This is a genomic window from Hyphomonas sediminis (assembly GCF_019679475.1).
Classification (GTDB): domain Bacteria; phylum Pseudomonadota; class Alphaproteobacteria; order Caulobacterales; family Hyphomonadaceae; genus Hyphomonas; species Hyphomonas sediminis.
The window spans coordinates 2,511,979-2,538,204 of the sequence record NZ_JAIEZP010000001.1 but is presented as its reverse complement, the minus strand read 5'-3'; the positions used below and the strand labels follow the sequence as shown (position 1 = coordinate 2,538,204).

The following is a 26,226-nucleotide window of genomic DNA, read 5'->3' as shown; positions in this document are numbered from 1 at the left end:
GAGTCGCGGGGCGAACGATCCATGACCATCCAACGTAATACGATCATCCAGGGCGATTGCATCGAGGTCCTGTCCCGCATTCCGGACAAGTCCGTCGATCTCGTCTTCGCGGATCCGCCCTATAACCTTCAGCTCGGCGGCGGGCTCACCCGTCCGGACCAGTCGGTCGTCGATGGCGTGGACGATGAATGGGACAAGTTCGGCTCGTTCGACGAATACGATCTGTTTACGCATCAGTGGCTTGAGGAGTGCCGCCGCGTCCTGAAGGATGATGGCGCCATCTGGGTCATCGGCTCTTATCACAACATCTTCCGTGTCGGGAGCATCCTGCAGGATCAGGGCTTCTGGATTCAGAATGACGTGATCTGGCTGAAGTCCAATCCGATGCCGAATTTCAAGGGCACGCGCTTCCAGAATGCCCACGAAACGCTGATCTGGGCCGGCAAGTCGAAGGATAGCCGCGTCACGTTCAATTATGATGCCCTGAAAGTCTTCAATGAAGACAAGCAGATGCGGTCCGACTGGACCATCCCGCTGTGCACGGGCGGCGAGCGTCTGAAGGATGAGGGCGGCCGCAAGGCCCACCCGACGCAGAAGCCCGAAGCGCTGCTGAGCCGCGTGCTGCTGGCCACCACCCATCCGGGCGATCTCGTCCTCGACCCGTTCTCCGGCACCGGGACAACGGCGGCGACGGCCAGACGCCTTGGCCGCGATTTCATCGGTATCGAGCGGGAAGAAGGCTATGCCCGTCTCTCGCGCGCCCGCATCAAGGCGATCACGCCGTTGGAAGAAGACATTCTGGAAACAGAGCGCAGCAAGAAGTCTCTTGCCCGCGTCCCATTCGGCGCCCTCATCGAAACGGGCTGGCTGAAGCCGGGTGATCGTCTTTTCTCGCCCCAGCGCCGCCACCAGGCCCGCATCCGGATTGATGGCTCACTGACGACCGGCGCAGTCACCGGCTCCATCCACCGTCTCGGCGCGCATGTGCAACAGGCGCCTGCCTGCAATGGCTGGACCTATTGGCATTACGAGACTGACAAGCGCGATCTTGCGCCGATCGATCTCCTGCGCCGCCGGTATCGTGAGGAGATGGGGCTCGCCTGAGCCCCTCCGTTCACGAATAACTGGTCAGGATTTCGTCAATGGCCCGCTCAAGATCCTTGAGCGTGGCCACATGGCTCATCTGCTTGCAGTAAGGCGCGTAGCGCGGGATCACGCTGTCGCCCGTGCCCCACAGGGCAGGCCCTTCCGGATTCAGCCAGATCACCTGCTTGGCGCGTCCTGCAAAGCCGCTGAACAGGTCCAGTCGCGGGTCGCCATAATTCGACCGTCCATCGCCAAGAACGATGACGGTCGAGCGCCGGTCGATCACCGTTTCATGGTTCATCGAGAAGTCTGAAAACGCCTGTCCATAGCTGGTCGAGCCGAGGCCGAATTCCCGCAGGATCTTCTTCATCGCTCCGTCGAACTCATTGTTCTCCAGCGTGTCGCTCACATCGCCAAGCCGGTAGGAGAAGGCATAGGCGTGCAGGTCAGGGATCACTTCTTTCAGCGAATAAAGCAACAGCAACAGGAAGCGCACATAAGCGGCAACTGATCCGGATACGTCGCAAATCGCCACGATCTTCGGCCTGTCGCGCTTCTTCTGCCGCCAGATCACATTGAACGGCACGCCGTCATAGCCGGCATTGGCCCGCATTGTCTTGCGCACGTCCAGCAGGCCGCGCGTCGTCCGCTTCCGCCGCCGCGAATGCTTCACGGCCAGCCGTTTGGCCACTTTGGCAATCAACAGTTTCATGCGCGCCATGTCATGCGCTTCCAGAGCGGTCAGGCGTTTGGTCGCGGCCACATCATCGCGGAACTTTTCCGTCTCGCCCGCGCCGAACACTTCAAAGGCCCGCTCGGCCCGTTCGCGCGCGGCCATCGTCAGCGCGCGGCGCGCATCGATCAGGCGCTGGGCTTCAGTGTCGGCCTGCGCGCCGGAGTTCTGCAGGGCCTGCAATAAGCGGTCCTGCAGTTTTTCCCCGCCCATCGCACGCAGCATCTGCTGCGCGTAATAAGCCACCTGCGTTGAAAAGCGGATGTCATTGAGGCCGGCCGCTTCTGCGGCGCGCTCCACGGCGGTCGCCAGCGCTTCCTCATTGCCTTCCTGCGTCAGGGAAACCATCTGCTCCACGGCGTCGCCTTGTTCGCCCGGCTCTCCGCCCGCGCTGGCCTGGCCCTCGGTCTCGCCGTCTTCGCTGTCGTCTCTGGCTGCCTCGCTGCGTTTGTTGCTGCGCGCGAAGTAAAGGTCGAACAGCTTGTCGTGAATGTCCTTCTCGGCTTCCGATTTCGCCAGCACGCAGGCCAGTGAATCCTTAAGCAGCGTACGGTCGCCATAGCCGATCATCGCCACCGTTCGGGCAGCGTCCAGCGCTTCTCCGGTAGAGACCTTCACATCAGCCGATCTCAGTGCCCGGATGAAGTTGGAGATCTGGCGCTCCATGCCAGCTCCTTAGCCGAGGTCCGGATAGCCCGAAGACATCCGCCCGCCGGTATCCGTGCCCACCGCCTCGCGCACCATCTTGGGCACTTGCGGCGCAATCGCGGCAATGTCGGTTTCGTGCTTCAGCAGGACGTTCAGCGTATCCCTCACGAATTGCTCGTCCAGGCTACTGGCGTGCAGCAAGAGCAGCGTGCGGGCCCAGTCCACGGTCTCGGCGATCGAAGGCCGTTTCTTGATGTCCGCCTCGCGAACCGATTGAACGAACCGGACAAGCTGCGAAAGAAGGCTGTCTGAAATGCCGTCCACGCGCGCCCGCACGATCTTCTGTTCACGAACATGGTCGGGAAAGCCGATATGCAGGTGCAGGCAGCGCCGCTTCAGCGCGTCGCCGAGTTCGCGCACATTGTTTGAGGTGAGGATTACGATGGGCGGAACCTTCGCCCGGATCGTCCCGATCTCCGGAACCGAAACCTGATAATCCGACAGCACTTCCAGCAGGAAGGCTTCAAACGCTTCATCCGACTTGTCGATCTCGTCGATCAGCAGGATGGAGCCCTTGTCCTGCTGCATGGCGTTCAGCAGGGGGCGCGCTTCCAGGAATTGCGGCGAGAAGAACAGGTCTTCGAAGTCGGCCAGCTTGCCCAGCGATTTACCAAGGCTGTCTGCCTCGCCAATCAGCTCGTTCAGCTTCTCCTTGAGGATCTGCGTGTAGAGCAGCTGCTTGCCATACTTCCATTCGTACAGCGCCTTGCCCTCATCGAGGCCCTCATAGCACTGCAGGCGGATGATCGGCAGGTCCAGCCACCGGCCGAGCGAGGCGGCAAGGTCGGTCTTGCCGACGCCGGCCGGGCCTTCGATCAGGATAGGCTTGCGCAGGCCATGGGCCAGGAAAACAGCGGTCGAAATCTGCGCGGTGGAGATATAACCGACCTCGCCAAGACCGGCAGTGATCGCTTCGATTGAGGTCAGCGGCTCGTAGCCGGATGTCATGTCTTTCGCCATGCTAAAGGGGTAGGGGGCGGGGTGAAGGCTGGCAAGCGCTCACGCTAGGGTAAGGCAGCCCGGCTCAACCCAGCAGGGCCGCCAGCCAGATGCGCAACGGGTTCTCCGGGTCAACCAGCAGCCGCGCCACCATCGCCAGGCAGATGATCACCAGCAGGGGCCGGATCAGGCGCGGGCCAAACCGCATCGCCGCCTTGGAGCCGAGCCACCCACCCAGAACCTGCCCGGCTGCCATGGTCAGTCCGAGTGCCCACAAAACCTGCCCGCCCAGCGCGAACACCGCGACCGAGACGGCATTGCTGGCAAGGTTCAGTGCCTTGGTGTGCGCCGTCGCCCGCGTCAGGCCCATGCCCATCAGCGTCACAAGGCTCAGCGCAAAGAAGGAGCCCGTTCCGGGGCCGAAGAAGCCGTCATAAAATCCGATCGCGCCGGCAATCAGGCTGTAGGTCACCGGCGTCATCCGGGCCTGCGCGTCCTCGTCGCTCGCCTTCGGGCCGAACAGAAAATACATCGCAATGGCGATCAGAAGGCCGGGCAGTACGATCATCAGCCAGCTGCTGTCGATCACCATCACCGCCGATGTGCCAAGGCCCGCGCCAGCGAAGGTGGCGACAAGCGGCCAGCGCAGCAGGGTGAAGTTGATGCGCCCGGCTTTCCAGTAGCTCCAGGTCGCCATCGCCGTTCCGAAACTGCTCTGCACCTTGTTGGTGCCCAGGGCCGAAACCGGGTTGACGCCTGCGGCCAGCAGCGCCGGCAGGGTGATCAGCCCGCCGCCCCCGGCAATGGCGTCGATGAAGCCGGCTGCCACGGCGGCGGCCAGCAAAAATGCGATCAGCTCAGGCGCAAGGTCAATCATTCCGGCGCCATAGACTGCCTGCCGTCACTTATCCAGCGCATCGTCCTTGCCTGCGGTGTGCAGACGGGATGACGGCTCCGGGCCAACGGGATAAGCCGGGGCCATGGCCGTTGCGCGAATCCTCTTCACCCTGCCTCTGCCCGAACCGTTCGACTATTCGGTTCCGGAGGGGATGACGCTTGCGCCCGGCGCCTATGTCGCCGCGCCGGTCGGCCCGTATGACCGGTTGGGCATGGTGGTCGATGTGCTGGGCGATGAGGTCGCCACCGGGCGCAAGCTCAAGGCCGTCACCGCCGTCTATGATGTCCCGCCGATGGGCGCGCCCATGCGCGAGTTCCTGGCCTGGGTCGCCAGGTACACCGTCACCCATCCCGGGCAGGTCCTCTCGATGGCGCTCCGGGCGCGCGACGGGTTGCTGCCCTCGCCGGTCGAGGTCCGCTACCGGCTGACCGGCAAACTGCCCGAACGGATGACGCCCGCGCGCCAGAAGGTGCTGGATGCGTTCAGAAGTGACCCAAAGTGTCCCAAAGTGTCGCTGAATGACCTTCTTTTGTCTGCGTCTGACATCGCTTTGGCCGCAGAGGTCTCGTCCGGGGTCGTCCGTGGCATGGCCGAGGCAGGCGCGCTGGAGCCTGTGGAAATCGAGATCGATCTGCCATTCCCGATCCCCGATCCGGACCTTCCGGGCGCCACGCTGACGGCCGAGCAGGCCGAAGCAGCAGACGAATTGCGCGCGTCTATCCAACAGGGCGGCTACGCCGCTTTCCTGCTCGATGGTGTCACCGGCTCGGGCAAGACGGAGGTCTATTTTGAGGCCATCGCCGAAATGCTCCGCTCCGATCCGGCGGCGCAAGTCCTTGTTCTGTTGCCGGAAATTGCGCTGACGCAAGCCATTCTCGCCCGCTTTGAAGCCCGCTTTGGTGCCCCGCCTGCGCCCTGGCATTCCGGCATGAGCCCCAAGGACCGCCGCCGCACCTGGCGCGAAGTTGTCCATGGCCGCGCCCGCATCGTCATCGGCGCCCGCTCGGCCCTGTTCCTGCCATATCGCAAGCTGCGCCTCCTGATCGTCGACGAAGAACACGATACCAGCTTCAAACAGGAAGACGGCGTCACCTACCACGCCCGCGATCTGGCGGTGATGCGGTCCAAACTCGAGGGCGGCCAGGTGATTCTCGCCTCGGCGACTCCTGCACTGGAAACTACAGTAAACGCCGAACTTGGCCGCTATACGCGCCTGCGCCTCGCCGCCCGTCCCGGTGCTTCGCGCCTGCCGGATGTGGAGCTGGTCGACCTGAAAAAAGCCCCGCCAGAGAAGGGCAAGTGGCTCTCCCCGGTGTTGGAGCGGGCGCTGATCGAGACACTCGCCAATGGCGAGCAGTCACTCCTCTTCCTCAACCGCCGGGGCTACGCGCCCCTCGTGATCTGCAAGGCCTGCGGCGAAAGGCTGAAAACGCCCGGCACCGAGAACTGGCTGACCGAGCACCGCTATACAGGCCGTCTGGTCTGCCACGTCACCGGCTATTCCATTCCCAAGCCCACCCATTGCCCCAGCTGCGGCGCCGCTGATTCGCTCATGGGGGTTGGCCCCGGTGTCGAACGCGTGGCTGAAGAGGCCCGCGTTCTGCTGCCAAATGCACGGATCGAGATTTTCTCGTCAGATACAGCCCAGGGCGGGGAAGAGACGCGCGGTCTGGTGGATCGTATGGCGACCGGCGAGATCGACGTGCTGATCGGCACTCAGATCGTCGCCAAGGGGCACAACTTCCCGAACCTGACGCTGGTGGGCGTGGTCGACGCCGATAGCGGCCTGAAGGGCGGTGACCTGCGCGCCGGCGAGCGCACCTATCAGCTGCTGAGCCAGGTTGCGGGCCGTGCAGGCCGGGCCGAACGGCCGGGCAGGGCGCTGGTGCAGACCTATGCGCCCGACAATCCGGCCATGGAGGCGCTGGCCGCCAATGACCGCGATGGATTCCTCCAGATCGAGCGGGATGTTCGATCAGAGCTTATTTTGCCGCCATTTGGCCGGCTCGCGGCGATGATCCTGTCAGCGCCATCAGCAGAACTTGTGGATAAAACCGCGCTGGAGATTGCTGCCGCCGCGCCCAATGGCGAGGGCGTCGAGATCTACGGTCCGGCCCCGGCGCCGATCACGGTCCTGCGCGGGCGTCACAGGCGGCGTTTCCTTGTCAAAAGCCCCAGAACCGTGGATCTTTCGGCATATATGACCGCTTGGACCGCGCGACTGAAGCTGCCGTCGCAGGTGCGAATTTCGGTCGACATCGACCCATATTCGTTCCTTTGAATTGGTTTCCGCCGCGGCGGAGTTCCTTCGCGGCCATTTCGCCGCATGACTGCGCACCGTGGCCCTGTTGTCAGCGTCATTTTCTAATGATAAGCGCCGCACAGCCTTGGGGGGGTGCCCGTTTAGCGAGCGCCACCCGCCACATTATTAGGGCATTTCCGCCCCCTAACTGAGACGGATCTCAAGACCTTGCCTGCCGCGAATGTGATACAGACAAGCGAAACAGCTAAGCGCTACGCCCGCGCCCTGTTCGAACTGGCTCAGGAAAAGGGCGAACTGGCTGCTATCCACCAGGATTTTGGAGCTTTTGCCGCGCTCGTGAAGTCGTCGGCAGACCTTCGGAAACTGCTGGATTCGCCAGCATTTGCGCGTGAAGCGAAAGTCGCGGCGCTCGGCGCTGTGGCCCAGAAGGCTGGTTACTCGGCCCTCTTCGGAAAATTCCTTGGCGTCATGTCTTCGAATGGCCGCGCCCGTGATATCCTGGGCGCCGAAGTTGCCTTCGACCAACTTTATGCGAAGCAGCGCGGCGTTCAGCGCGCCGTTGTCCGCACCGCAAAAGAAATGACCGGCGCTGAAAAAGCCCGGATCGAATCGCTGCTGGCCAAAGTCGTTGGCGGCGATGTTGAACTCACCAGCGAGGTCGATCCCTCGCTCATTGGCGGTATCCAGTTGCGTCTGGGCTCAAAGCTCGTGGATGCGAGTGTCGCCAAGAAACTTGAACGCATGAACACCGTGATGAAGGGAGCATAAGAAGCTCGATGGACATTTCACCTGCAGAAATTTCGGGCATCCTGAAGTCCCAGATCGAGAATTTCGGCGTTGAAGCTGAAGTCTCGGACGTCGGCCAGGTGCTTTCCGTCGGTGACGGTATCGCCCGCGTGTATGGTCTCGACAGCGTGCAGGCTGGTGAACTCGTTGAGTTCGACGGCGGCATCAAGGGCATGGCCCTGAACCTCGAGAGCGACAACGTCGGTGTGGTTATCTTCGGCGACGACCGTGGCATCAAAGAAGGGGACACCGTCAAGCGCACCAGCGAGATCGTGTCTGCTCCGGTTGGCAAGGGCCTTCTCGGCCGCGTTGTGAACCCGCTGGGCGAACCGATCGACGGCAAAGGCCCGCTGAAAGACGTTGCGGCGCGTTCGCGCGTTGACGTGAAAGCGCCGGGCATCATTCCGCGTAAATCGGTTCACGAGCCGATGATGACGGGCATCAAGGCCATCGACGGCATGATCCCGGTTGGCCGCGGCCAGCGCGAGCTGATCATCGGTGACCGTCAGACCGGCAAGACCGCAATCTGCATCGACACCATCCTGAACCAGAAGCCGACCAACGACGCTGCGAAGTCCGACAAAGACAAGCTGTTCTGCGTCTACGTGGCTATCGGTCAGAAGCGTTCGACGGTTGCTCAGGTTGTCAAGGTGCTCGAAGAGCGCGGCGCCCTGGACTACACGATCGTTGTCTCCGCTACGGCTTCCGAGCCGGCTCCGCTCCAGTACCTCGCGCCGTTCACCGGCTGCGCCATGGGTGAGTGGTTCCGCGACAACGGCATGCACGCCCTCATCATCTATGATGACCTTTCCAAACAGGCTGTTGCTTACCGCCAGATGTCGCTGCTCCTGCGCCGTCCGCCGGGCCGCGAAGCTTATCCGGGCGACGTATTCTACCTCCACTCGCGCCTCCTCGAGCGCGCTGCGAAGCTGAACGACGACAACGGCGCTGGCTCCCTGACCGCTCTGCCGGTTATCGAAACCCAGGCAAACGACGTGTCGGCCTACATCCCGACCAACGTGATCTCGATCACCGACGGCCAGATCTTCCTCGAAACCGACCTGTTCAACTCGGGTATCCGCCCGGCTGTTAACGTCGGTCTGTCGGTGTCCCGGGTGGGCTCGGCCGCTCAGACGAAAGCGATGAAGAAAGTCGCCGGCTCGATGAAGGGTGAACTCGCCCAGTATCGCGAGATGGCCGCCTTCGCCAAGTTCGGCTCGGACCTCGACGCGGCGACCCAGCGCCTGCTGAACCGCGGTGCCCGCCTGACGGAACTCCTGAAACAGCCGCAATACTCGCCGCTGTTGATGGAAGAGCAGGTTGTCGTGATCTACGCAGGTACGCGTGGCTATCTCGACAAGATCGCCCTGAAAGATGTGACCCGCTACGAGAAGGAACTGCTTCTCCATATGCGCGGCGCCAAGAAAGACCTCCTCGCGAAACTCCGTGAGAAGAAAGAACTGACCAGCGAAATCGAAGAAGAGCTCAAAAAAGCTCTCGACGACTTCACTGCGAAGTTCGCCTGATCGGTTTGAGTGGACGAAGGACGGTAAAGGCCTGACATGCCCAGCTTGAAGGACCTTAAGAACCGGATCGGAAGCGTGAAATCCACGCAGAAGATCACCAAGGCGATGCAGCTTGTGGCTGCCGCGAAGCTGAAGCGTGCGCAAGACGCCGCGACGGCTGCGCGTCCCTATGCGGAGCGCCTGGCATCGGTTCTCGCAAACCTCGCCGCGACGACCGGCCAGGGTGGCCCGAAACTGCTCACCGGCAATGGCAACGACCAGACGCATCTGATCGTAGTCATGACCGCAGAGCGCGGCCTCGCCGGCGGCTTCAACGCCTATGTGGCAAAACTGGCCCGCCAGAAAATCATGCAGCTCCAGTCCGAAGGGAAGACCGTTAAGGTCGTCACCATCGGCAAGAAGGGCCGTGAAGTTCTGGCACGCGAGTTCGGCGGCCTGTTCACGTCGCACATCAGCCTGGCTGATGTGAAAGGCAACAACTTCGCCGATCCGGCGCTTTCGGTTGGCCAGATGCTGACCCAGGGCTTCGAGAATGGCGAGTTTGACGTGGCGACGCTGATCTACTCGCATTTCAAGAACGTCCTGGCCCAGGTGCCGACGGCGCAGCAGCTTATTCCGGCGAAAGCTCCGGAAGGCGCAGCGACGATCGATCTGGGTGGCGCTCAGTATCGCTATGAGCCGTCTGAAGAGGCGATCCTCGAAGCTCTGCTGCCGCGTTACATCAACACGCAGATCCTCTCGGCAATGCTGGAGAGCTCGGCGGGTGAGCAGGCCAGCCGGATGACGGCAATGGACAACGCGACACGCAACGCCAAGGACCTCATCAAGTCCCTGAACCTCAAATACAACCGGGCTCGCCAGGCTCAGATTACCAAGGAGCTGATCGAGATCATCTCCGGTGCTGAAGCCCTCTAAGACGCCTACCGACCAGAATACTTCATCTCCCAAGGAGACGCCTAGCATGACCACTTCCGCAAACGCCAAAGGCCGCGTATCTCAGGTCATCGGCGCCGTCGTCGACGTTGAGTTCGACGGCGAACTGCCGCCGATCCTCAACGCGCTCGAAACCGAAAACAACGGCAACCGCCTGGTTCTGGAAGTTGCTCAGCACCTCGGCGAGAACACCGTCCGCACCATCGCCATGGACTCGACCGAAGGTCTCGTCCGTGGCCAGCCGGTTGCTGACTCGGGCAAGCCGATCGTGGTTCCGGTTGGCCCCGCCACCCTGGGCCGCATCATGAACGTCATCGGCGAGCCGATCGACGAGCGCGGCCCGGTGAACGCAGAAATTTACCAGCCGATCCACGCACCGGCTCCGGAATTCGTCGACCAGTCGACCGAAGCCGAAGTCCTCGTGACCGGTATCAAGGTTATCGACCTTCTCTGCCCCTACGCCAAAGGCGGTAAGATCGGCCTCTTCGGCGGCGCCGGCGTGGGCAAGACTGTTCTCATCATGGAACTCGTGAACAACATCGCCAAACTGTTCGGCGGTTACTCGGTGTTCGCAGGCGTGGGTGAGCGGACGCGTGAAGGTAACGACCTCTATCACGAGATGATCGAGTCGAACGTTATCAACCTCGAAGGCGAAAGCCGCATGTCGCTGGTTTACGGCCAGATGAACGAGCCTCCGGGCGCCCGTGCCCGCGTTGCTCTGACTGGCCTGACGCAAGCTGAATACTTCCGCGATGTGGAAGGCAAGGACGTGCTGTTCTTCGTCGACAACATCTTCCGCTTCACCCAGGCAGGTTCGGAAGTGTCCGCTCTGCTCGGCCGTATTCCTTCGGCCGTGGGCTACCAGCCGACGCTGGCCACCGATATGGGCGCCCTGCAAGAGCGCATCACGTCGACCAACAAGGGCTCGATCACCTCGGTTCAGGCCGTCTACGTTCCGGCTGACGACCTTACCGACCCGGCGCCTGCAACCTCGTTCGCTCACCTTGACGCGACCACGGTTCTTTCGCGCTCGATCGCTGAAAAAGGTATCTACCCGGCTGTGGACCCGCTCGACTCCACCTCGCGTATTCTTGACCCGATGGTTGTCGGCGAAGAGCACTACGAAGTGGCCCGTGGCGTTCAGCAGATCCTTCAGAAATACAAGGAACTGCAGGACATCATCGCCATCCTCGGCATGGACGAGCTTTCGGAAGACGACAAACTCACCGTTGCTCGCGCCCGTAAGGTTGAGCGCTTCCTGTCGCAGCCGTTCGACGTTGCTCAGGTCTTCACCGGTTCGCCGGGCGTTCAGGTGAAACTCGAAGACACGATCAAGGGCTTCAAAGGCCTGATCAGCGGCGAGTTCGACCACCTGCCGGAGCCGGCTTTCTACATGGTCGGCAACATCGACGAAGCGAAAGCCAAAGCCGCGAAGCTGATGGCGGAAGCTGCCTGAGGATTAGGAACTGATGGCTGACAAGCTGCACTTCTCGCTGGTGTCACCGGCCCGGGAACTTTTCTCGGGCGCGGTCGATCATGTGATCGCTCCGGGCACGGAAGGTGAGTTCGGCGTGCTGGTGAACCATGCGCCGTTCATGACGACGCTGAAGAATGGTGTTGTCCGGGTTCTGGAAGGCGACACCGTGTCGAAGCGCTTCTATGTGCGCGGCGGTTTTGCGGACGTTACTCCGGCCGGCCTGACCATCCTTGCAGAAGAGGCCCGCAGCCTGTCTGACGTGTCTGCTGCTGATGTGGATGCCGAGATTGAAGCTGTGAAGCTGAAACTGCTCGAGCTCGACAAGGATGACACCAAGCGCATCGTGCTTGATCATCAGATGGTCTATCTGGAAGGTCTGCGCGCCGCTCTGGCGAGCTGATCTGGACGGATATTCAAAGAAAAGCCCCGGCTCTTGAGTGAGCCGGGGCTTTTCTTTTGGCCGTGCGTCGTTGGAATTCAGACGAACAGGGCGATGGTTTGACGGCCGACCATGATCGGCTCGCGCTTGGAGTTCCACAGGAGCATTTCCTGGCTCGAATATCCGTTGAACGCAGTTTGCGCCGTGTGGCGCGCGAGGAACCAGCGGTCTTCGGTGTGAATGTCTTCTGTCAGGAACTCGGCCATCCAGGTCATTGAGCTGATGCGGCCCGGCTGGGTGAACATGGACATCGCAGCCGGAGGCGGGGCGTCTGCAAGGGCCAGCAGGGAGACCGCATCAAGCGGCGTGGCGGGGTCCTTGTGGCGCATCCAGAGCGACACATCGGCCTTTTCAGCGCCTGAGAGCGGTGGTGAGCCGCCAGCGATCAGCATGTCGAAGTTCTGCGCGAAGGCAGGCCCCTGATGGTTCTTGAAGTAGGGCGGCACATTGTTGATGTCAGGCACTTCCGGCGCAGGAAGAAGCGCGAAACTCAAGCTGGATTGGCGGGCTGCGCCGAACGTCATGATGCATTCAGCCAGGACGCCGTCTGCGCCTGTCATGCGTACCGACACGAAAACTGTGTTCTTGCCGCGCCGGAGGATTTCGGGCCTGCAGGTAACGGTGCCATTGACCGGCCCAACAAAGGCAACCTGAGCTGAGCGCACTGGAAGATCGGGCACCAGCCGGCGCGCCGTTTCAAGGCAGAGCGCGGCTGTCAGGCCACCATAGGCCGTGCGCCCCTGCATCCAGGTCTCTGGCACATCTACGCTGCAGGCGTCGCCTTCGGCGCTCTCAAGCGCAGCGATCAGGTCTGTGTAGTTCATGGCGAGACTCCGGGAGGACGGTAGAGGGTGTGGGGCGGACCTTGGCTGGATGCTATCCAGTTCCGAAAGAGAACCAAGCGGTCACGTGGCGTCAAAATGAAAACGCCCCGGCTTGTGGCCGGGGCGTGGGCAGCCCGCAAAGGCATCAGGAATTAGTGCTGGCTTTCTGGCGTGGTGACGCGCAGACCGTCGAGCGCATCGCTGATCTTGATCTGGCAGGAGAGGCGGGAGTTCGCTTTCACGTTCTCTGCAAAGTCGAGCATCGACTTTTCCATTTCTTCCTGTGTGCCGACTTTGTCCATGAAGGCATCGTCGACATAGACATGGCAGGTCGCGCAGGCGCAGGCGCCGCCGCAATCGGCATCAATCCCGGGAATGGAATTCTTGATCGCTGCTTCCATTACAGATTCGCCGTTCTTCGCTTCTACCGTGCGTTCGGTGCCGTCATGCGAAACATAGGTGATCTTTGCCATGTGTGTTTCCGTCTCCTTCAGGCCGCGGCTTTTGCGGCGATCTCTTTCATTGAAATTGAAGTATCGCTGAGCATTTCAGGTGCGATCCTCGCGCCTGTCATGATCATCTTCTTCGACGCCAGGAACTCTGGTGGGCTATTCACAGCGTCGACGGCGATCAGGGTACCGTTGCGCAGGTAGAAGGCAGCAAACTTACGCTCGCCGGGATCTCCGCGCAGGGCGATTGTGTCGTATCCGGTGCTGAGGCCGGCGATCTGGAGCTTCAGATCATACTGGTCCGACCAGAACCAAGGGCAATCTTCTGCCGGACGAGGCGCGCCGAGGATTGCGGCGGCGACGAGCTTGCCTTGCTCAATGGCGTTGTGAACGCTCTCAAGGCGGCCTGCGCGACCGTAATGGACCAGTGGCCGGCTGGCGCAATCGCCCGCGGCGAACACATGTGGATCCGAGGTGCGGCCGTCGCGGTCCGTCAGGATGCCATTGGAACAGGCGATGCCGGCGTCCTTGGCGAGTTCTTCGTTCGGGAGAATGCCGATACCCGCCAGAATGAGATCCGCGGGCAGGCTGCTACCATCGGCCAGAACTGCTGCGCTGACGGCGCCGTCCTGGCCTTCAAGGTGGGAGAGCGCCGTATTCGTGAGGATCTTGACGCCTTTGGCTGTATGCTCGGTCGTGAAGAACTCGCTCATCACCGGGCTAGTTACGCGCGCAAGGACGCGGGGCGCCATCTCAAGCACCGTAACGTCGAGGCCCATCGTACGCGCGACAGCAGCAGCTTCCAGCCCGATATAGCCAGCGCCGATGATGACAATGCGGCGGCCAGAAACCATCTGCGGCCGGATGCGCTCGACATCGGCCAGGGTGCGCAGGTCATGAACGTTCGCCAGGTCAGCGCCTTTGCAGGGTAGCGCGCGGGGGCGGGAACCAGTCGCAAGGATCAGCGCATCATAGTCCAGAACGGCACCGTGTTGCAGGTGAAGTTGCCGGGCGGCCCGATCAATTCTTGTGGCAGTGGTGCCGAGAAGGACTTCGATCTTGTTGTCCTGATACCAGGCGGCGGGTTTGAAATAGAGGCGCTCCTCATCCATTTCGCCTTTCATGTAGGCTTTGGAGAGCGGCGGGCGCTGGTAAGGCAGGGCAGGCTCTTCGCCGACAATGATGAGTTCGCCCGCGTATCCGCCCTGACGAAGCGACTGCGCAGCTTGTGCGGCGGCCTGACCGGCGCCCGCAATAACGATCTTTTCTGCGCCCGAAAGGTCCACGACGCCCCCTGAAGTCAATTTCGTGACGCAAGCGTCATCTTTTGAAAGGTTCTATGCTGTTGTAGCGTTCCCCGCAAGCGCCGCAAGCTGGATCACTCCATGTTATACTGCGATTAAAGCTGGCTTGCGCAAGGGCAGAGCAAGGCTAGGAAGGGGTATGGGCCAGACTTTTGAACTTGCCGCTGAGGCAGATACGCTCCGCATGGGGCAGGCGTTGGCGGGATTGCTGCGGGCAGGCGACTTCGTGGCGCTGCACGGTGATCTCGGAGCAGGGAAAACCACGCTGTCGCGAGGGCTGGTGCAGGCCATACTGGGAAGCGGCGATGAAGTCACAAGCCCAACTTATACGCTTGTACAGGTCTATGAGGGGCCGGACTTCCCTGTCTGGCACTATGATCTCTATCGTCTGGACGACCCGGAGGGCGTTGTTGAGCTCGGTTGGGATGAGACGATCGATGGAGTGGCGTTGGTTGAGTGGCCGGATCGCGCGGGACGCCACCTGCCGGCAACGCGGCTGGATGTATTCCTTGAAATAACCGGAGATCACCGCCGGCTAAGGCTGGAACCGAAGGGCGAAGGCTGGCAGGAACGGCTACATGGACTCAGCCTCTGACTCGCGCGCGCAAGAGATCGGTCGTTTCCTCGCCAGCATTGGCGATGGATGGGACCGCGCCCACCTAAATCCGCTCAATCAGGACGCATCCACGCGCCGGTATTTCCGGCTGACCCGGGAAGATGGCGCCAAAGCGCTGCTCATGGATGCGCCGCGCGTCGAAAGCGACCCTTGCCCGCCAGAGGCAGACCCGCAAACGCGGGCGCGCATGGGCTGGAATGCGATGACGCGACTGGCTGCTTCGCGCGTCGAGGCATTTGCCCTCATCTCGCAACATTTGCGCGGACTAGGGCTGCACGCTCCGGAAGTTTACGCCTTTGATGCCGCCCACGGCTTTGCGCTGATCGAAGATTTTGGCGAAGGGCTCGAATTTGCCCGTGTGATTGAGCGCGGCGAGGCCGATGAGCGTGTTCTTTATCGCGCCGCGGCAGAGACGCTTGCCGAACTGCATAAAGCGCCAGTGCCGGGCGTGCTCGTGCAGGGGCAGGCCGTCTGGCCGCTCCTGGATTTTGATGCGGTGGCGCTTGGCGCAAATGCTGATCTCTATGCGGACTGGCTGCCTGCTGAACGAGGCGCGCCAGCGTTGAACGGCGCCGGACGGGCGCGCTGGGAAGAAGAGCGGGACGCGCTTATCGGGAAGGCGCTTTCTTTTCCACGAACATTGACGCTGCGGGACTATCACGCTGAAAACCTGCTTTGGTTGCCCGGCGGAAAAGTGGGGTTGCTTGATTTTCAGGACGCTGTGCGCGGGTGGGACGCATGGGATATGGCAATGCTCACGCAGGATGCGCGGCGCTTTGTGAGCACCGAAGCATCTGAAGCCGCAATCAAGACATTCCTAGACAGGACGGGACAGTCGCGCACGGCATTCGATGAGCGCCTTGCGGTTATTGGCGCGCTGAATGCGCTGCGCATTGCCGGCGTATTCTCACGTCTTCAGCACAGGGACGGAAAGCCGCGCTATGGCCAGTTCCAGCCCCGACAACTGTCCATCCTTGCCGGGAACCTTCAGCATCCGTCTCTCGCTGGCATGCGCGCCTTCGTGGCAGAACAAACTCCCTTCGTGTTTGAGGCAAAGGCATGAGCGTTCCAATTCCGCATACCGCAATGGTGCTTGCCGCTGGTTTGGGAACACGTATGCGGCCGCTTACGAACGCTTGTCCAAAGCCACTCATTGAAGTGCGCGGGCGTAAACTCATTGATCGTGTGATCGGTCCGTTGCGGACGGCGGGCGTAAAACGGCTGGTTGTCAATGTTCATTATCTCGCGGATCAGATTGAAACATATCTGGAGGCGCTGGAGGGATTTGAGGTCGTTGTCTCCGATGAGCGGGGGGAAGTGCTTGAAACGGGTGGCGGGCTGGCAAAGGCGCGCGGCCTTTTGGGGGATGATCCGATCTTTGTGCTGAATACGGATGCATTCTGGTTCCCGGAAGACGCGGCGCCACTGGTGGCGCTGGCGGCGGCTTTCGATCCGGCAGCGGAGGATGAACGTTTGCTGGTGGCCGATACCGGGAAAGCTTTGGGATTTGATGGTCCCGGAGACTTCTTCATGGCGACGGACGGACAGTTGCGCCGGCGAGGCGACGCGGACACCGCGCCATGGGCGTATGCCGGCGTCCGCATCATGAAGCCTCAGGTGTATGATGGAATGGCCGTTGAGCGCTTCTCGGCCGTGAAAATCTGGGACAAACTTATCCCGCAAGGGCGCATCAAGGGATTGGCGCTGGACGCTTTCTGGCTTCATGTTGGCGATCCGCAGGCGCTGAAAGATGCGGAAATGTGGGTGCTGTGTCATGGCGGCTGAGGCGCTATTCGGGCCGGATGCCCCGCGCATCCGAACGATTGCGCCGGGAACGGCCTTTGTGAGGGAACTGGCGCGTGCGCTTGCCCTTGAAACGGGCCTGGCTGGAAGGCCCGATGCGCTCGCGGACGCAATCATCTATGTTCCCAATCGCCGATCGGCGCGAGCGCTCTCTTTGGCGCTTTACGATGCGGCCGGAGAGCAAACGATTTTGCCACCAGACATCCGGGCGCTAGGCGATCTGGATAGCGGCGAACCGCCACCAATAGCTGAGCAGGCATTGTCCGGCATTGCGCCGCCTCTATCCTCTGCGCGACAACTGGGGGAGATCACGAGCCTTGTCCGGCAGTTCTATCAGCGCGCAATGGGCGTAGATCTGCCTCCCGCGAGCGCTTTGGCGTCCGCGCGAGAGCTAAGCCGTCTGCTCGAGCAAGCTGCCATGAGCGAAGCGGTCGACTGGAGCAAGCTGGACGCTCTGGGGCTGCAGGCGGACTTGGCGGCGCACTGGTCGCGCTCCGCTGAGTTCCTGAAAATCATTACCCAATACTGGCCGCAGCGACTGGATGAACTTGGCGCTTCAGATCCGTATAAGGAGCGGTTGAGAGCCGCGCGGTCGCTGGCGGAACACTGGCGGGACGTGCCGCCCAAAGGGCCGGTGATAATTGCCGGATCAACCGGTGCGACGCCGCCGGGCCGTATCCTCATGCGGGCTGTTCTAAATATGCCTCAGGGGCTCATTGTGCTGCCCGGGCTTGATACCGGGCTCTCAGAAAAGCAGTGGGCTGCTGTTCTGAAAGCGCCTGGCCATCCGCAGAACACTCTTATTCGGACTCTCAATGCGCTTGATTGGCCGGTGCAGGATGTCGCGTCCTGGCCTGGTGTAGTCGACGATGCAGCCGCGCGAGCGAGAGTGCGATTGATCCACGAGGCACTTGCGCCGGCTGAAGACACTGCGGACTGGCGGGCCACTCTTGAAGGGCTGTCTGAGGAAAGCGGGCAGCCCATTCAGGAGTTCGTGCGGGCAGGCCTAAAAGGGCTCAGTGTAACCGAGCTGCCAAACGAGGCCGCCGAGGCAGAAGCGGCGGCTTTGCTGATGAGAGGGACGCTGGATGAGCCTGGCAAGACGGCGGCGCTGGTTACGCCTGATGCAGGTCTCGCGCGCCGCGTTTCCGCGCTGCTTGGCCGGTGGGGTGTCAATGTCCCGCCCTCCGCGCCTGTGCCCCTTGGTCGGACTGCGGCCGGGAGCCTGATCGGTCTTTGCGCAAGGTGGGCAGCAGACCCCGGCGAACCGGCCGTGCTGGCGTCCATCCTGAAGCACCCGTTCGTCCGCCGCCGGATGGATGCGCGGATACTCGACCTCTATTTCCTTCGTGGGCCGCGCCGCTGGGGCAATCTGGATGAATTGGCGGCCAGTATCGATATGCGCGATCAGTTGGAGCCCCGTTCGGCCTTTACGCGCGCGGAACAGGATCAGGCTATCCAATCTGTTCGCCAACTCATTGAGGCGTTCGAGATTTCGCAGGCTGATTTCACGGTTGCGAAATTCGTTACGGCAGATGCAGCTGCTAAGAGTATCGCTGATCTTGCTGGGGCAATCAGCGAGACACCGATGCCTTGGGCGGGGGAAGACGGAGCCGGGGCATCCAATCTTCTTCAGCGGTTGGCGGAGCTTGGGCCTTATCTCGGAGAGATGACCCCTCAGGCATTCGCGGATCTTGTGGATGCTGAAGCCTCCAAGTTGCCGGTGCAGACAAGCGAACCTGAACACCCAAGGCTGTCTATCTGGGGGCCGCTCGAAGCGCGCTTGCAATCGGCAGACACAGTAATTCTTGCCGGCCTGAACGAGGATGTGTGGCCGGAAAAGCCACCTGCCGATGCGTTCCTTCCGCGAAGGTTCCGGGCGCCACTCGGCCTGAATGACCCTGAAGAACGAATGGGATTGTCGGCGCACGACTTTGCTCAACTCGCGGCCGCGCCGCATGTCGTCATGCTTTATGCCGCGCGGCGCGATGATAGCCCGGCGGTTGCGTCCCGTTGGGTGTGGCGCTTGAGAACGCTGGCCGAAGGCGCCTTCGGTGAACGCACAGGCGAGCTTTTGAAGGGGGAGGCCGGCGACCTTCCAGATTGGGTTTCTGCTATTCAGGCGCGCGGGATCGGAAGACTGCCGCCCGGCTTTTCTGCTGAGCCGCGACCAAAGAAGAGGGCCCCGGAAGACTGGCCGCGCAGGCTTTCAGTGACGCGCGTAGACCGGCTTCAGCGAGATCCATATTCTCTTTGGGCGGAGTCTGTTCTGGGGCTCAAAGAGGTTGATGTTCTCGGAGCGCCGCTCGCGGCGAATTTGCGCGGGACAGCGATTCACGCGGCATTGGATGCGTTTGAGGCGGAGGGTGTTGCGAAGAATTCAGAGACGCTTCTCGCTCTGTTGCGCGAAGAGCTGAAGAGGACGGGCGAGCCTGAAGCTTCGTGGGCGGGGCGCCTCGCAATTTGGGAGGATGTGGTCGCCTGGTATCTCGAATGGCGCAGGGGGCGCGACATCACCGGCAAGGTGGCGCGTGAGGTGCGAGGACAGTACGCAACGGAGATTGCAGGAACGGCCTTCACGCTATCGGCAACTGCGGACAGGATTGAGCGGACGGCGACCGGCGGTCTTGTGATCGTCGACTTCAAAACTGGAATGCCGCCTACGGATAAATCAATCGCAGCGGGGTTTGACCAGCAAATGCCGCTTCAGGCGGTAATCGCAATGAATGGTGGATTTGAGAATGTTGCGCCTGCGCCGGTTGAAGCGCTCGAATACGTTGCTGTCCGCGGGAAGCCTGATGCGCGACGGGTCGGAGAAGGAAAGAACAGTCCGCTTTCGCTCGAGGAGATGATTGCGGCAGCCCGGGACGGCTATGCGAGGCTGGTCGCGGCGTATCGATCTCCGGACGCTGTGTTTGCGTCTGCACCGCGCGTGCAGTTCGTGAAGTATGACTATGGCTACAACCTGCTTGCGCGCCGGGCGGAATGGAATCGGGACGCATCAGGTGGGGATGGCGGAGATGAGTGACGCCCCGGCGCATGAACAAGCCTTCCGCGCAGCCATCGCCGCGCAGGCGGATGCGGCAAATCCAAACGTTTCGGCATACGCAACTGCCAATGCCGGGTCTGGAAAAACCAAGGTTCTGATTGATCGGGTTGCGCGTCTGCTGCTTCGGAGGCCGGATGGCCGTCCGGGGGCGGAGCCAGACTCAATCCTCTGCATAACGTATACGCGGGCCGCGGCGAACGAAATGCTTACGCGCTTGTTCAAGACGCTGGGCGATTGGGCCGTCAAAGAAGACGATAGCTTGAGGGAGGCACTGGCAAAGCTCGAAGGGCGGGAGCCTGATAGCTATACTCGGGACGATCTTCGAGACGCCCGGAGATTGTTTGCGCGCGCGCTGGAGACGCCCGGTGGCCTCAGAATTGAGACCATCCACGCATTCTGCGCCCGCATTCTGCGCCGGTTTCCTCTTGAAGCCGGCGTCGTGCCTGGCTTTGCCGAGATGGAAGAGCGCGATGCGCGGGCGTTGTGGCAAACCGCAAAAGAGAGCGCCATACTTCATGGGTTCGAGAATACGCCGGAAGATATAGCGCTGCTTGCGCGGGAAGCGATGAATGAAGGCGCGTCCAGCGCGCTGGACGCATTAAGGTCCTCCAGCGCCGCAGTCATGCGCTTTGCCGAGAGGTTCGCATTCCAAATCGACGCTATGCTGGATGCCTTGCGGGTTGATTTGGCCGCTCCAGCGGAGTCGCCCGACCAACTTCTTGAAACAGCGATGGGCGCGCAGCTGCCGCGAGACGTAATCCGGGAAGCGCGGGATGCTTTACGACAAGGTACGGCGACTGATCAGGGTAGGGCAGACGTCTTGACGAAGGTTCTGGCGGCCGAAACACCGGAAGCGGCCTGGAGCGCGTATTCCTCCTTCTTTCTTACAAGCGCTGGCGAGTTCCGGAAGCAAAACCCTTACACCAAGACGCCTGGCCAGCTTTGCCCTGCGTTAAAGGAATATTTTGAGATCAAGGATGCCGATGGCCGCGAGACCCGGCGTATTCGCGCGCTTGTCGAAACCTTGAAGCGCGCGAGTGCATTTGCGCGCACGGCTGCATTGCTTCGGGTTGGGCTTCCGGCGCTCGAAGCATACCGCGATGAAAAACAACGCCGGGGCGCCCTCGACTTTGACGATTTGATCCAGAAGACACGGGCATTGCTGGAAGCAGACGGCATGTCGAGCTGGGTGCTTTACAAGCTCGATGGAAGCATCTCGCATATTCTTCTGGATGAGGCGCAGGACACCAGTCCGGACCAATGGGACCTTATTCGGGCCCTGACGAATGAATTCGGCGTGGGTGAGGGGCGCGACTATTCGCAAGACCCAAGAACGATCTTCATCGTCGGTGATGAAAAGCAGTCGATTTACTCGTTTCAAGGCGCGGAGCCACAGCGTTTGCTGACCGAGACAAGGCGTCTCGAAGAAAGAATGCCAGGATCGGCAGGCGTCGAAATGCTGATGTCATTTCGCTCTGGGCCGGAAGTCTTGAAGTTTGTGGACTCGGTCTGGAACCTGGCGCCGCCAATTGAAGTAGCCTCCGGCGATACTCCGCCGCTTACGGCCGACAACACGCTGCATACGGCGCGTCGCTGGGATCAACCCGGCATGGTGGAAATGTGGCCCGTTGATCCTAAAGGTGCCGACGAAGACGCGGATGCCTGGGAGCGCCCCGTAGACGTGGTGAGATCCACTTCTCCGAAGGCGCGTTTGGCAAACTCGATCGCTGAAGGCATTCGCCGAATGATCGATACGGGGGAAGCAGTCTGGGAAGGCAAGAACGCGCGCCCAATGCGGCCGGAAGACGTACTTATTCTTGTTAGCAAGCGGCAAGGCGGCCTTTTTGACTCTCTCATCTCAGCATTGAAGGAAAAAGGGCTGCCCGTGGCGGGCGCTGACCGGTTGATCCTCACAGATTTTATAGGCGTTCAGGATTGTCTCAATCTCATGCGTTTCGCCAATCTGGATCTTCGGGATCTGACGGTTGCAGAGATACTGCGCGGTCCATTCTGTGGTCTTGTGGACGACGACCGGTACCTCTTCCCGCTAGGTTCAAATCGGCGCAGGGAAGAGAGTCTTTGGTCTCGTGTTCAGCAGGGCAACGATCCGGATGTTCAGCGTGCTGCACGCTTCCTTCAGGGGCTTCTGGACCGAGCTCATCTGCCACCCTACGAATTCCTCAGCCATGTGCTCGACCGTGTCGGAGAATGCGGATCTACCGGATGGGAAATGCTGAATGCGCGCCTCGGCACGCCTGCGCGAGATCCGATTGAGGCTTTGCTCTCGCGATCGATCAGCCAGGACAGCGCTGCTCCATCCTCCATTCAGGCATTTGTTGCCGCGATTGAATCGGAGTCCGTGGAAATTAAACGAGACTTGGCTGACGCTGGGCGTGAAGTGCGCGTAATGACTGTGCACGGAGCAAAGGGGCTTCAGGCGCCGGTAGTCATCCTGCCGGACACGACTTTCAAGCCGAAGACAGGAGCACCATCGGTTCTGGAAAGCGCGAATGCTGTCGTGTGGTCTCCGCGCAAGGATACGGATGCGGACGTCTCGGCAAAAGCGCGTGCGCTTTCAGAGGCAAAGGCCAGGGAAGAGCATCGCCGGTTGCTCTACGTCGCGCTCACGCGCGCGCAGGACCGCCTGATCATCGCGGGGCATTGGCAAGGGCCGGTTGGAGAAGGAAAAACCGGCTACGACAAGGATTCGTGGTATGCTTTGTGCGACAGCGCAATGGCGGCGCTGGAGCACGTGGAGCTGGATGGCATCCGGCGTTTCGGGAACGTTCTAACAGCTAAGTCGGCGGGCATCCTTGACAGCGGTTCAGCCGGAGCAGCGCTTCCTGGCTGGGCACTGACGACCGCGCCCGTTGATCCTGCCGGCCGAAAACTCTCCGCACCGACGAGTCTGCTTGGTCCCAAGACCAGGGTTGTGGCACCCTTCGACGCTGCCAGAGAAGCCCGGCTTAAGCGTGGGCGCGCTATCCACGCTTTGCTTCAATACTTGCCGGAGTTGCCCGCTGAACGCCGGGAAGCCGCCGCTGAAACCTATTTGAACAAAGATGCAGAGCTGACCGAAGCGCAGCGCGCAGAGATGAAAGCCGCTGCCCTGGGCGTGATGCGGGATGAGGCCCTGCAGGAGCTGTTTTTACCCGGCGGGCGCGCGGAGGCCGCAATTATCGGGAAATCGGATCTGTTGCCTCCCGGAACGGTCATAAATGGCCGGGTGGACCGTTTGGTCGTGACGTCAGAACGCGTGTTGGTGATTGATTTCAAGACGGACCAACCTGCGCCGGATGATCCCAAAAATGTTGCCGAAACCTACATCGCGCAGATGGCGGCCTATTGGGCGGTGCTGAGAACAGCTTTTCCCGACCGGGAGGTGATCGCCACGCTATGTTGGACGGACGGGCCTAGATTGATGCGCCTGCCGGAGCGCCAGTTGTTAGATGTTCTCACAAGTGCGCGTGGGATGGTTTGACTCGGCCTCAGAGTCCCTATGTATCACTCTCTGAATTTGAATGCCGGCAGAAGGAGCCGCGACCATGGCTACGATCAATGTAAATGAAGACGATTTTGACGGAGTGGTCACCGCTTCGGATGTCCCCGTTGTTGTGGACTTCTGGGCCGAGTGGTGCGGTCCCTGTAAGCAGATGTCTCCGCACCTTGAGGCCGTTTCCGACGAAATGGACGGCAAGGTGAAGATCGTGAAGGTCAACGTAGACGACTTCCCGCTGGTTGGCGCGCGTTATGGCGTTCGCGGGCTGCCGACGTTGCTCATGTTCAAGGGCGGCAAGGTCGCCGCGACGCGCAACGGCGCCATGAACCGTCAGGCTTTGACCGACTGGATCAAGCAGAGCCTCTGAGGCTCGCATATTCTATGCCTGTCAGGCGTGTTCACTCGTCAGCGAGATAAACACGTCTTCCAGGTCCGGGGCTTCTGTCGAAAGGTCCGAGATACTGATCCCCGCGCCGCGGACCTTTTCTAGCAGGCGCCCAATTCCCATCTCCCCAGTGCGGAACGTGATGGCGAGGCCGCCGTCTGAGCGAATTTTCGTATCAAGATCCGAAAGCTCGCCCGGCACTGCCGAGAGTGGGGCTTTCGGGTAGATTACCAAGGTCTTGTAGTCGAGACGCGACAGGAGTTGTTGCGTCGGCTCGCAGGCAACGATCTCGCCATGATTGACGATGGCGATGGTGTCACAAAGCTCTTCGGCTTCTTCGAGATAGTGGGTCGTGAGGATGATCGTCGTGCCCTTGGCGTGGAGCTCGCGCACGTAGTCCCAGAGCAGACGGCGCAGTTCGACATCAACGCCAGCCGTCGGTTCGTCCAGAATCAGAACCGGCGGGTTGTGAACCAATGCCTTTGCGACCATCAGGCGTCGCTTCATGCCGCCAGAAAGCTGACGAACATATGCGTCTTTCTTGTCGGCTAGACCAAGTGCCGTGAGGATTTCCACCGAGCGCCGCTCAGACTTCGGGACGCCATAAAAGCCCGCCATCAATTCCAGCATTTCGAAGGGGGTGAAGAAGGGGTCGGCAACAACCTCCTGATTCACGACGCCAATGGCAGCCCGGCTCTGGCGGGGATGCTCATCGATATCGAGGCCCCAGATTCGGGCAGTGCCCGATGTTTTTTTGACCATGCCTGCCAGAATGTTGATAAAGGTCGACTTGCCTGCGCCGTTTGGTCCGAGGAGGCCAAAGATAGATCCGGTCGGAATCGCAAGGCTGATTCCCTTTAGCGCTTGTTTTTCTGGCATTTTTCCGGATGCGGCATAGGTTTTCCGCAAATCGCGGACTTCAATCGCATAGGTCGGATCTGGCATGATCAGTATTTTCCCGATGGCACGGCGCCTTGCGCGGCCTCTGCCCAGTCTTTAGTTAGGTGACCGCTGGCCGAGCCGCAAGCAATCGCGTGACGGCCATTTGAGGAGAGCTGGGGATGCCCGTCAAACGCGATGTTTTCACGCCGCCTGAGATTTCTATGGTCTCTAGCCACAAAGTGTCCTGCAATGGTGGCGGCGGTGCTTTGGGCCATCCCAAAGTCTGGTACGAAATGGGCGATGAGGATTTCGTCGAGTGCAAGTATTGCGACCGGCGTTTCGTCCTGATCGGTGGTAAGCAAGACCCGTCCCGCGGACGCTAAGGAGGCGGCCCAGACCGGACCGGCAGAAAGCCCATGCAAATCTTGATTGCAGGTGGCGGCATCGGAGGTCTGACAGCGGCGCTGGCTCTCCTGAAGGCCGGTCATGCGGTGACTGTTCTGGAGCAGGCTCCGGAAATTGCTGAGGTTGGCGCGGGCCTGCAGATTAGCCCGAACGGCATGAAGGTGCTCGACGCACTTGGTGCTTCAGCGCGCGTGTCTCGCGATGCCTTTCGTCCACGCGCGCAGGAACTTCGCCTTGGACGAAGCGGCGCCAAGATCTTTTCTGTTCCTCTGAGAGATGCCTCGCAGGCGCGATGGCGCGGTGAGTACCTGCATATTCACCGGGCTGATCTGGTGGCGTCACTAAGGGAATGCATTACGGACCGGTCGCCCGAGACCATTCGTCTTGGCGCTAGAGTTGCTTCTTACGAACAGGGGGAGGCCGGGGTCACAGCAGTTCTCAACACGGGCGAGCGCCAGACGGCAGACTTACTGATCGGGGCTGACGGCATTCACTCTACCATCCGCACACAGATGCTGGGGCCGGATAAGCCTCGCTTCACCGGGAATGTTGCCTGGCGCGCGGTGGTTCCGGTGGCGCGTCTGGGTGATTATCCGCCGCCTGAAACTGCTTGTGTCTGGGCCGGTAAACGTAGGCATGCCGTTACCTACAGATTGCGGCGAGGCAGCCTTGCGAATTTTGTTGGCGTGGTGGAGTGCGACGAACCTGGCGATGAATCCTGGACTTCGGTGGGCGCGCGGGAGCAGGCGCTGAATGACTTTCGGGGTTGGAATCCCGTCATCAAGAGGATCATCGACGAGGCGCCGCTTCTTCTCAGATGGGCACTTTATGACCGCGCCGAGCTGCCCGCATGGCAGGACGGTCGAGTCGCGCTTCTTGGCGATGCCTGCCATCCCATGCTGCCGTTCATGGCGCAGGGCGCTGTCATGGCTATTGAAGATGCCTATGTGCTGGCGCGTGAAATCGGGCGCGGAGATTCAATTTCGGCATCGTTGAAAGCTTACGAGCAGAAGCGAAAGCCACGGGCGACACGTATCCAGAATGTCGCCCGCGAGAACGCAAAGCTGTTCCATCGGTCGAATATGTTCTCACAAGCCGGCACCTATGGGCCTATGTGGGTGGCGGGTAAATTCCTGCCTTCTATTGTACATGGCCGGCACGACTGGATATACGGTTTGGACGTGACCGAGCCTGACTGATACTGCTTGCGGCTGCACCGCAA

At 61.0% G+C, this 26,226-nt stretch carries 22 protein-coding genes; 15 read left to right on the top strand and 7 right to left on the bottom strand.

Annotation, left to right across the window (positions count from 1 at the left end):
* The first annotated feature begins 21 nt into the window (after window positions 1–21).
* Window positions 22–1,104 carry a site-specific DNA-methyltransferase gene (locus tag K1X12_RS12475; protein ID WP_220987898.1) on the top strand — a complete coding sequence of 361 codons (1,083 nt, stop codon included), beginning with the start codon at window positions 22–24 and terminating at the stop codon, window positions 1,102–1,104.
* Window positions 1,105–1,114: 10 nt separating this feature from the next.
* Here K1X12_RS12475 and K1X12_RS12470 read toward each other — a convergent pair whose 3' ends face one another.
* The 3 genes from K1X12_RS12470 to K1X12_RS12460 all read right to left on the bottom strand — a co-directional run bounded on the left by K1X12_RS12470 (window position 1,115) and on the right by K1X12_RS12460 (window position 4,343).
* Complete coding sequence (locus K1X12_RS12470; RefSeq protein ID WP_220987897.1) at window positions 1,115–2,485, bottom strand: vWA domain-containing protein; 1,371 nt, start codon at window positions 2,483–2,485, stop codon at window positions 1,115–1,117.
* Window positions 2,486–2,494: 9 nt separating this feature from the next.
* Window positions 2,495–3,475: an AAA family ATPase gene (locus K1X12_RS12465; RefSeq protein ID WP_225907969.1), complete on the bottom strand. Its 981-nt coding sequence runs from the start codon at window positions 3,473–3,475 to the stop codon at window positions 2,495–2,497.
* A gap of 76 nt (window positions 3,476–3,551) precedes the next feature.
* Window positions 3,552–4,343, bottom strand: a complete 792-nt coding sequence (locus tag K1X12_RS12460) for a TSUP family transporter (protein WP_220987895.1) — start codon at window positions 4,341–4,343, stop codon at window positions 3,552–3,554.
* Window positions 4,344–4,446: 103 nt separating this feature from the next.
* Here K1X12_RS12460 and K1X12_RS12455 point away from each other — a divergent pair, with 103 nt between their 5' ends.
* From K1X12_RS12455 to K1X12_RS12430, 6 genes are all read left to right on the top strand, one after another.
* Window positions 4,447–6,645 (top strand): primosomal protein N', encoded by a 2,199-nt coding sequence (locus tag K1X12_RS12455; RefSeq protein ID WP_220987894.1) that lies wholly within the window; start codon window positions 4,447–4,449, stop codon window positions 6,643–6,645.
* 189 nt (window positions 6,646–6,834) lie between these two features.
* Complete coding sequence (gene atpH, locus K1X12_RS12450) at window positions 6,835–7,395, top strand: ATP synthase F1 subunit delta (RefSeq protein ID WP_225907968.1); 561 nt, start codon at window positions 6,835–6,837, stop codon at window positions 7,393–7,395.
* A gap of 8 nt (window positions 7,396–7,403) precedes the next feature.
* Entirely contained in the window at window positions 7,404–8,939 is a 1,536-nt protein-coding gene (atpA, locus tag K1X12_RS12445; RefSeq protein WP_220987893.1) for a F0F1 ATP synthase subunit alpha, read from the top strand.
* A 36-nt stretch (window positions 8,940–8,975) separates the two neighbouring features.
* On the top strand, window positions 8,976–9,854 hold the full coding sequence (locus K1X12_RS12440; protein WP_220987892.1) for a F0F1 ATP synthase subunit gamma: 879 nt from the start codon (window positions 8,976–8,978) through the stop codon (window positions 9,852–9,854).
* A 46-nt stretch (window positions 9,855–9,900) separates the two neighbouring features.
* Window positions 9,901–11,328: a F0F1 ATP synthase subunit beta gene (gene atpD, locus K1X12_RS12435; protein WP_220987891.1), complete on the top strand. Its 1,428-nt coding sequence runs from the start codon at window positions 9,901–9,903 to the stop codon at window positions 11,326–11,328.
* Between the two features lie 13 nt (window positions 11,329–11,341).
* Complete coding sequence (locus K1X12_RS12430; protein WP_220987890.1) at window positions 11,342–11,749, top strand: F0F1 ATP synthase subunit epsilon; 408 nt, start codon at window positions 11,342–11,344, stop codon at window positions 11,747–11,749.
* A gap of 77 nt (window positions 11,750–11,826) precedes the next feature.
* Here K1X12_RS12430 and K1X12_RS12425 read toward each other — a convergent pair whose 3' ends face one another.
* The 3 genes from K1X12_RS12425 to K1X12_RS12415 form a co-directional block, all read right to left on the bottom strand.
* Entirely contained in the window at window positions 11,827–12,612 is a 786-nt protein-coding gene (locus tag K1X12_RS12425; protein WP_220987889.1) for a thioesterase family protein, read from the bottom strand.
* 152 nt (window positions 12,613–12,764) lie between these two features.
* Window positions 12,765–13,085 (bottom strand): 2Fe-2S iron-sulfur cluster-binding protein, encoded by a 321-nt coding sequence (locus K1X12_RS12420; protein WP_220987888.1) that lies wholly within the window; start codon window positions 13,083–13,085, stop codon window positions 12,765–12,767.
* 17 nt (window positions 13,086–13,102) lie between these two features.
* Window positions 13,103–14,347 carry an NAD(P)/FAD-dependent oxidoreductase gene (locus tag K1X12_RS12415; RefSeq protein ID WP_220987887.1) on the bottom strand — a complete coding sequence of 415 codons (1,245 nt, stop codon included), beginning with the start codon at window positions 14,345–14,347 and terminating at the stop codon, window positions 13,103–13,105.
* 157 nt (window positions 14,348–14,504) lie between these two features.
* On the opposite strand from K1X12_RS12415, the gene tsaE reads away from it, so the two are divergent.
* The 6 genes from tsaE (at window position 14,505) to trxA (ending at window position 23,699) form a co-directional block, all read left to right on the top strand.
* Window positions 14,505–14,960 (top strand): tRNA (adenosine(37)-N6)-threonylcarbamoyltransferase complex ATPase subunit type 1 TsaE, encoded by a 456-nt coding sequence (gene tsaE / locus K1X12_RS12410; protein WP_220987886.1) that lies wholly within the window; start codon window positions 14,505–14,507, stop codon window positions 14,958–14,960.
* On the top strand, window positions 14,944–16,044 hold the full coding sequence (locus tag K1X12_RS12405; protein WP_220987885.1) for an aminoglycoside phosphotransferase family protein: 1,101 nt from the start codon (window positions 14,944–14,946) through the stop codon (window positions 16,042–16,044). Before tsaE ends, K1X12_RS12405 begins: the two co-directional genes overlap by 17 nt.
* A complete protein-coding gene (locus K1X12_RS12400) occupies window positions 16,041–16,766 on the top strand; it encodes a nucleotidyltransferase family protein (RefSeq protein WP_220987884.1) in 726 nt (241 codons plus the stop codon). The genes K1X12_RS12405 and K1X12_RS12400 overlap by 4 nt, the downstream gene beginning before the upstream one ends.
* The gene (addB, locus tag K1X12_RS12395) at window positions 16,756–19,812 is read left to right on the top strand and encodes a double-strand break repair protein AddB (protein ID WP_220987883.1); all 3,057 of its coding nucleotides are present in this window, start codon (window positions 16,756–16,758) and stop codon (window positions 19,810–19,812) included. The genes K1X12_RS12400 and addB overlap by 11 nt, the downstream gene beginning before the upstream one ends.
* Window positions 19,805–23,314 (top strand): double-strand break repair helicase AddA, encoded by a 3,510-nt coding sequence (gene addA, locus K1X12_RS12390; protein WP_220987882.1) that lies wholly within the window; start codon window positions 19,805–19,807, stop codon window positions 23,312–23,314. Before addB ends, addA begins: the two co-directional genes overlap by 8 nt.
* Before the next feature lie 64 nt (window positions 23,315–23,378).
* Window positions 23,379–23,699 carry a thioredoxin gene (trxA, locus tag K1X12_RS12385; protein ID WP_220987881.1) on the top strand — a complete coding sequence of 107 codons (321 nt, stop codon included), beginning with the start codon at window positions 23,379–23,381 and terminating at the stop codon, window positions 23,697–23,699.
* A gap of 21 nt (window positions 23,700–23,720) precedes the next feature.
* Here the strand turns inward: trxA and K1X12_RS12380 are convergent, their stop codons facing one another.
* Entirely contained in the window at window positions 23,721–24,662 is a 942-nt protein-coding gene (locus tag K1X12_RS12380) for an ABC transporter ATP-binding protein (RefSeq protein WP_220987880.1), read from the bottom strand.
* 116 nt (window positions 24,663–24,778) lie between these two features.
* Between K1X12_RS12380 and K1X12_RS12375 the strand changes: the two genes are divergently transcribed.
* Window positions 24,779–24,982, top strand: coding sequence for a zinc-finger domain-containing protein (locus tag K1X12_RS12375; protein ID WP_220987879.1), 204 nt, complete (start codon window positions 24,779–24,781; stop codon window positions 24,980–24,982).
* Between the two features lie 33 nt (window positions 24,983–25,015).
* A complete protein-coding gene (locus K1X12_RS12370; RefSeq protein WP_220987878.1) occupies window positions 25,016–26,203 on the top strand; it encodes an FAD-dependent monooxygenase in 1,188 nt (395 codons plus the stop codon).
* The last annotated feature ends 23 nt before the right edge of the window (window positions 26,204–26,226 follow it).

Bases quoted from the DNA above. Each gene is read 5' to 3' on its own strand.
- atpD (WP_220987891.1), top strand. From the start codon at position 9,901: ATGACCACTTCCGCAAACGCCAAAGGCCGCGTATCTCAGGTCATCGGC.
- K1X12_RS12405 (WP_220987885.1), top strand. From the start codon at position 14,944: ATGGACTCAGCCTCTGACTCGCGCGCGCAAGAGATCGGTCGTTTCCTC.
- addA (WP_220987882.1), top strand. From the start codon at position 19,805: ATGAGTGACGCCCCGGCGCATGAACAAGCCTTCCGCGCAGCCATCGCC.
- K1X12_RS12470 (WP_220987897.1), bottom strand. From the start codon at position 2,485: ATGGAGCGCCAGATCTCCAACTTCATCCGGGCACTGAGATCGGCTGAT.
- K1X12_RS12440 (WP_220987892.1), top strand. From the start codon at position 8,976: ATGCCCAGCTTGAAGGACCTTAAGAACCGGATCGGAAGCGTGAAATCC.
- K1X12_RS12425 (WP_220987889.1), bottom strand. From the start codon at position 12,612: ATGAACTACACAGACCTGATCGCTGCGCTTGAGAGCGCCGAAGGCGAC.
- K1X12_RS12420 (WP_220987888.1), bottom strand. From the start codon at position 13,085: ATGGCAAAGATCACCTATGTTTCGCATGACGGCACCGAACGCACGGTA.
- K1X12_RS12430 (WP_220987890.1), top strand. From the start codon at position 11,342: ATGGCTGACAAGCTGCACTTCTCGCTGGTGTCACCGGCCCGGGAACTT.
- K1X12_RS12455 (WP_220987894.1), top strand. From the start codon at position 4,447: ATGGCCGTTGCGCGAATCCTCTTCACCCTGCCTCTGCCCGAACCGTTC.
- trxA (WP_220987881.1), top strand. From the start codon at position 23,379: ATGGCTACGATCAATGTAAATGAAGACGATTTTGACGGAGTGGTCACC.
- atpA (WP_220987893.1), top strand. From the start codon at position 7,404: ATGGACATTTCACCTGCAGAAATTTCGGGCATCCTGAAGTCCCAGATC.
- tsaE (WP_220987886.1), top strand. From the start codon at position 14,505: ATGGGCCAGACTTTTGAACTTGCCGCTGAGGCAGATACGCTCCGCATG.
- K1X12_RS12370 (WP_220987878.1), top strand. From the start codon at position 25,016: ATGCAAATCTTGATTGCAGGTGGCGGCATCGGAGGTCTGACAGCGGCG.
- K1X12_RS12475 (WP_220987898.1), top strand. From the start codon at position 22: ATGACCATCCAACGTAATACGATCATCCAGGGCGATTGCATCGAGGTC.
- addB (WP_220987883.1), top strand. From the start codon at position 16,756: ATGGCGGCTGAGGCGCTATTCGGGCCGGATGCCCCGCGCATCCGAACG.
- K1X12_RS12400 (WP_220987884.1), top strand. From the start codon at position 16,041: ATGAGCGTTCCAATTCCGCATACCGCAATGGTGCTTGCCGCTGGTTTG.
- K1X12_RS12460 (WP_220987895.1), bottom strand. From the start codon at position 4,343: ATGATTGACCTTGCGCCTGAGCTGATCGCATTTTTGCTGGCCGCCGCC.
- K1X12_RS12465 (WP_225907969.1), bottom strand. From the start codon at position 3,475: ATGACATCCGGCTACGAGCCGCTGACCTCAATCGAAGCGATCACTGCC.
- K1X12_RS12380 (WP_220987880.1), bottom strand. From the start codon at position 24,662: ATGCCAGATCCGACCTATGCGATTGAAGTCCGCGATTTGCGGAAAACC.
- K1X12_RS12375 (WP_220987879.1), top strand. From the start codon at position 24,779: ATGCCCGTCAAACGCGATGTTTTCACGCCGCCTGAGATTTCTATGGTC.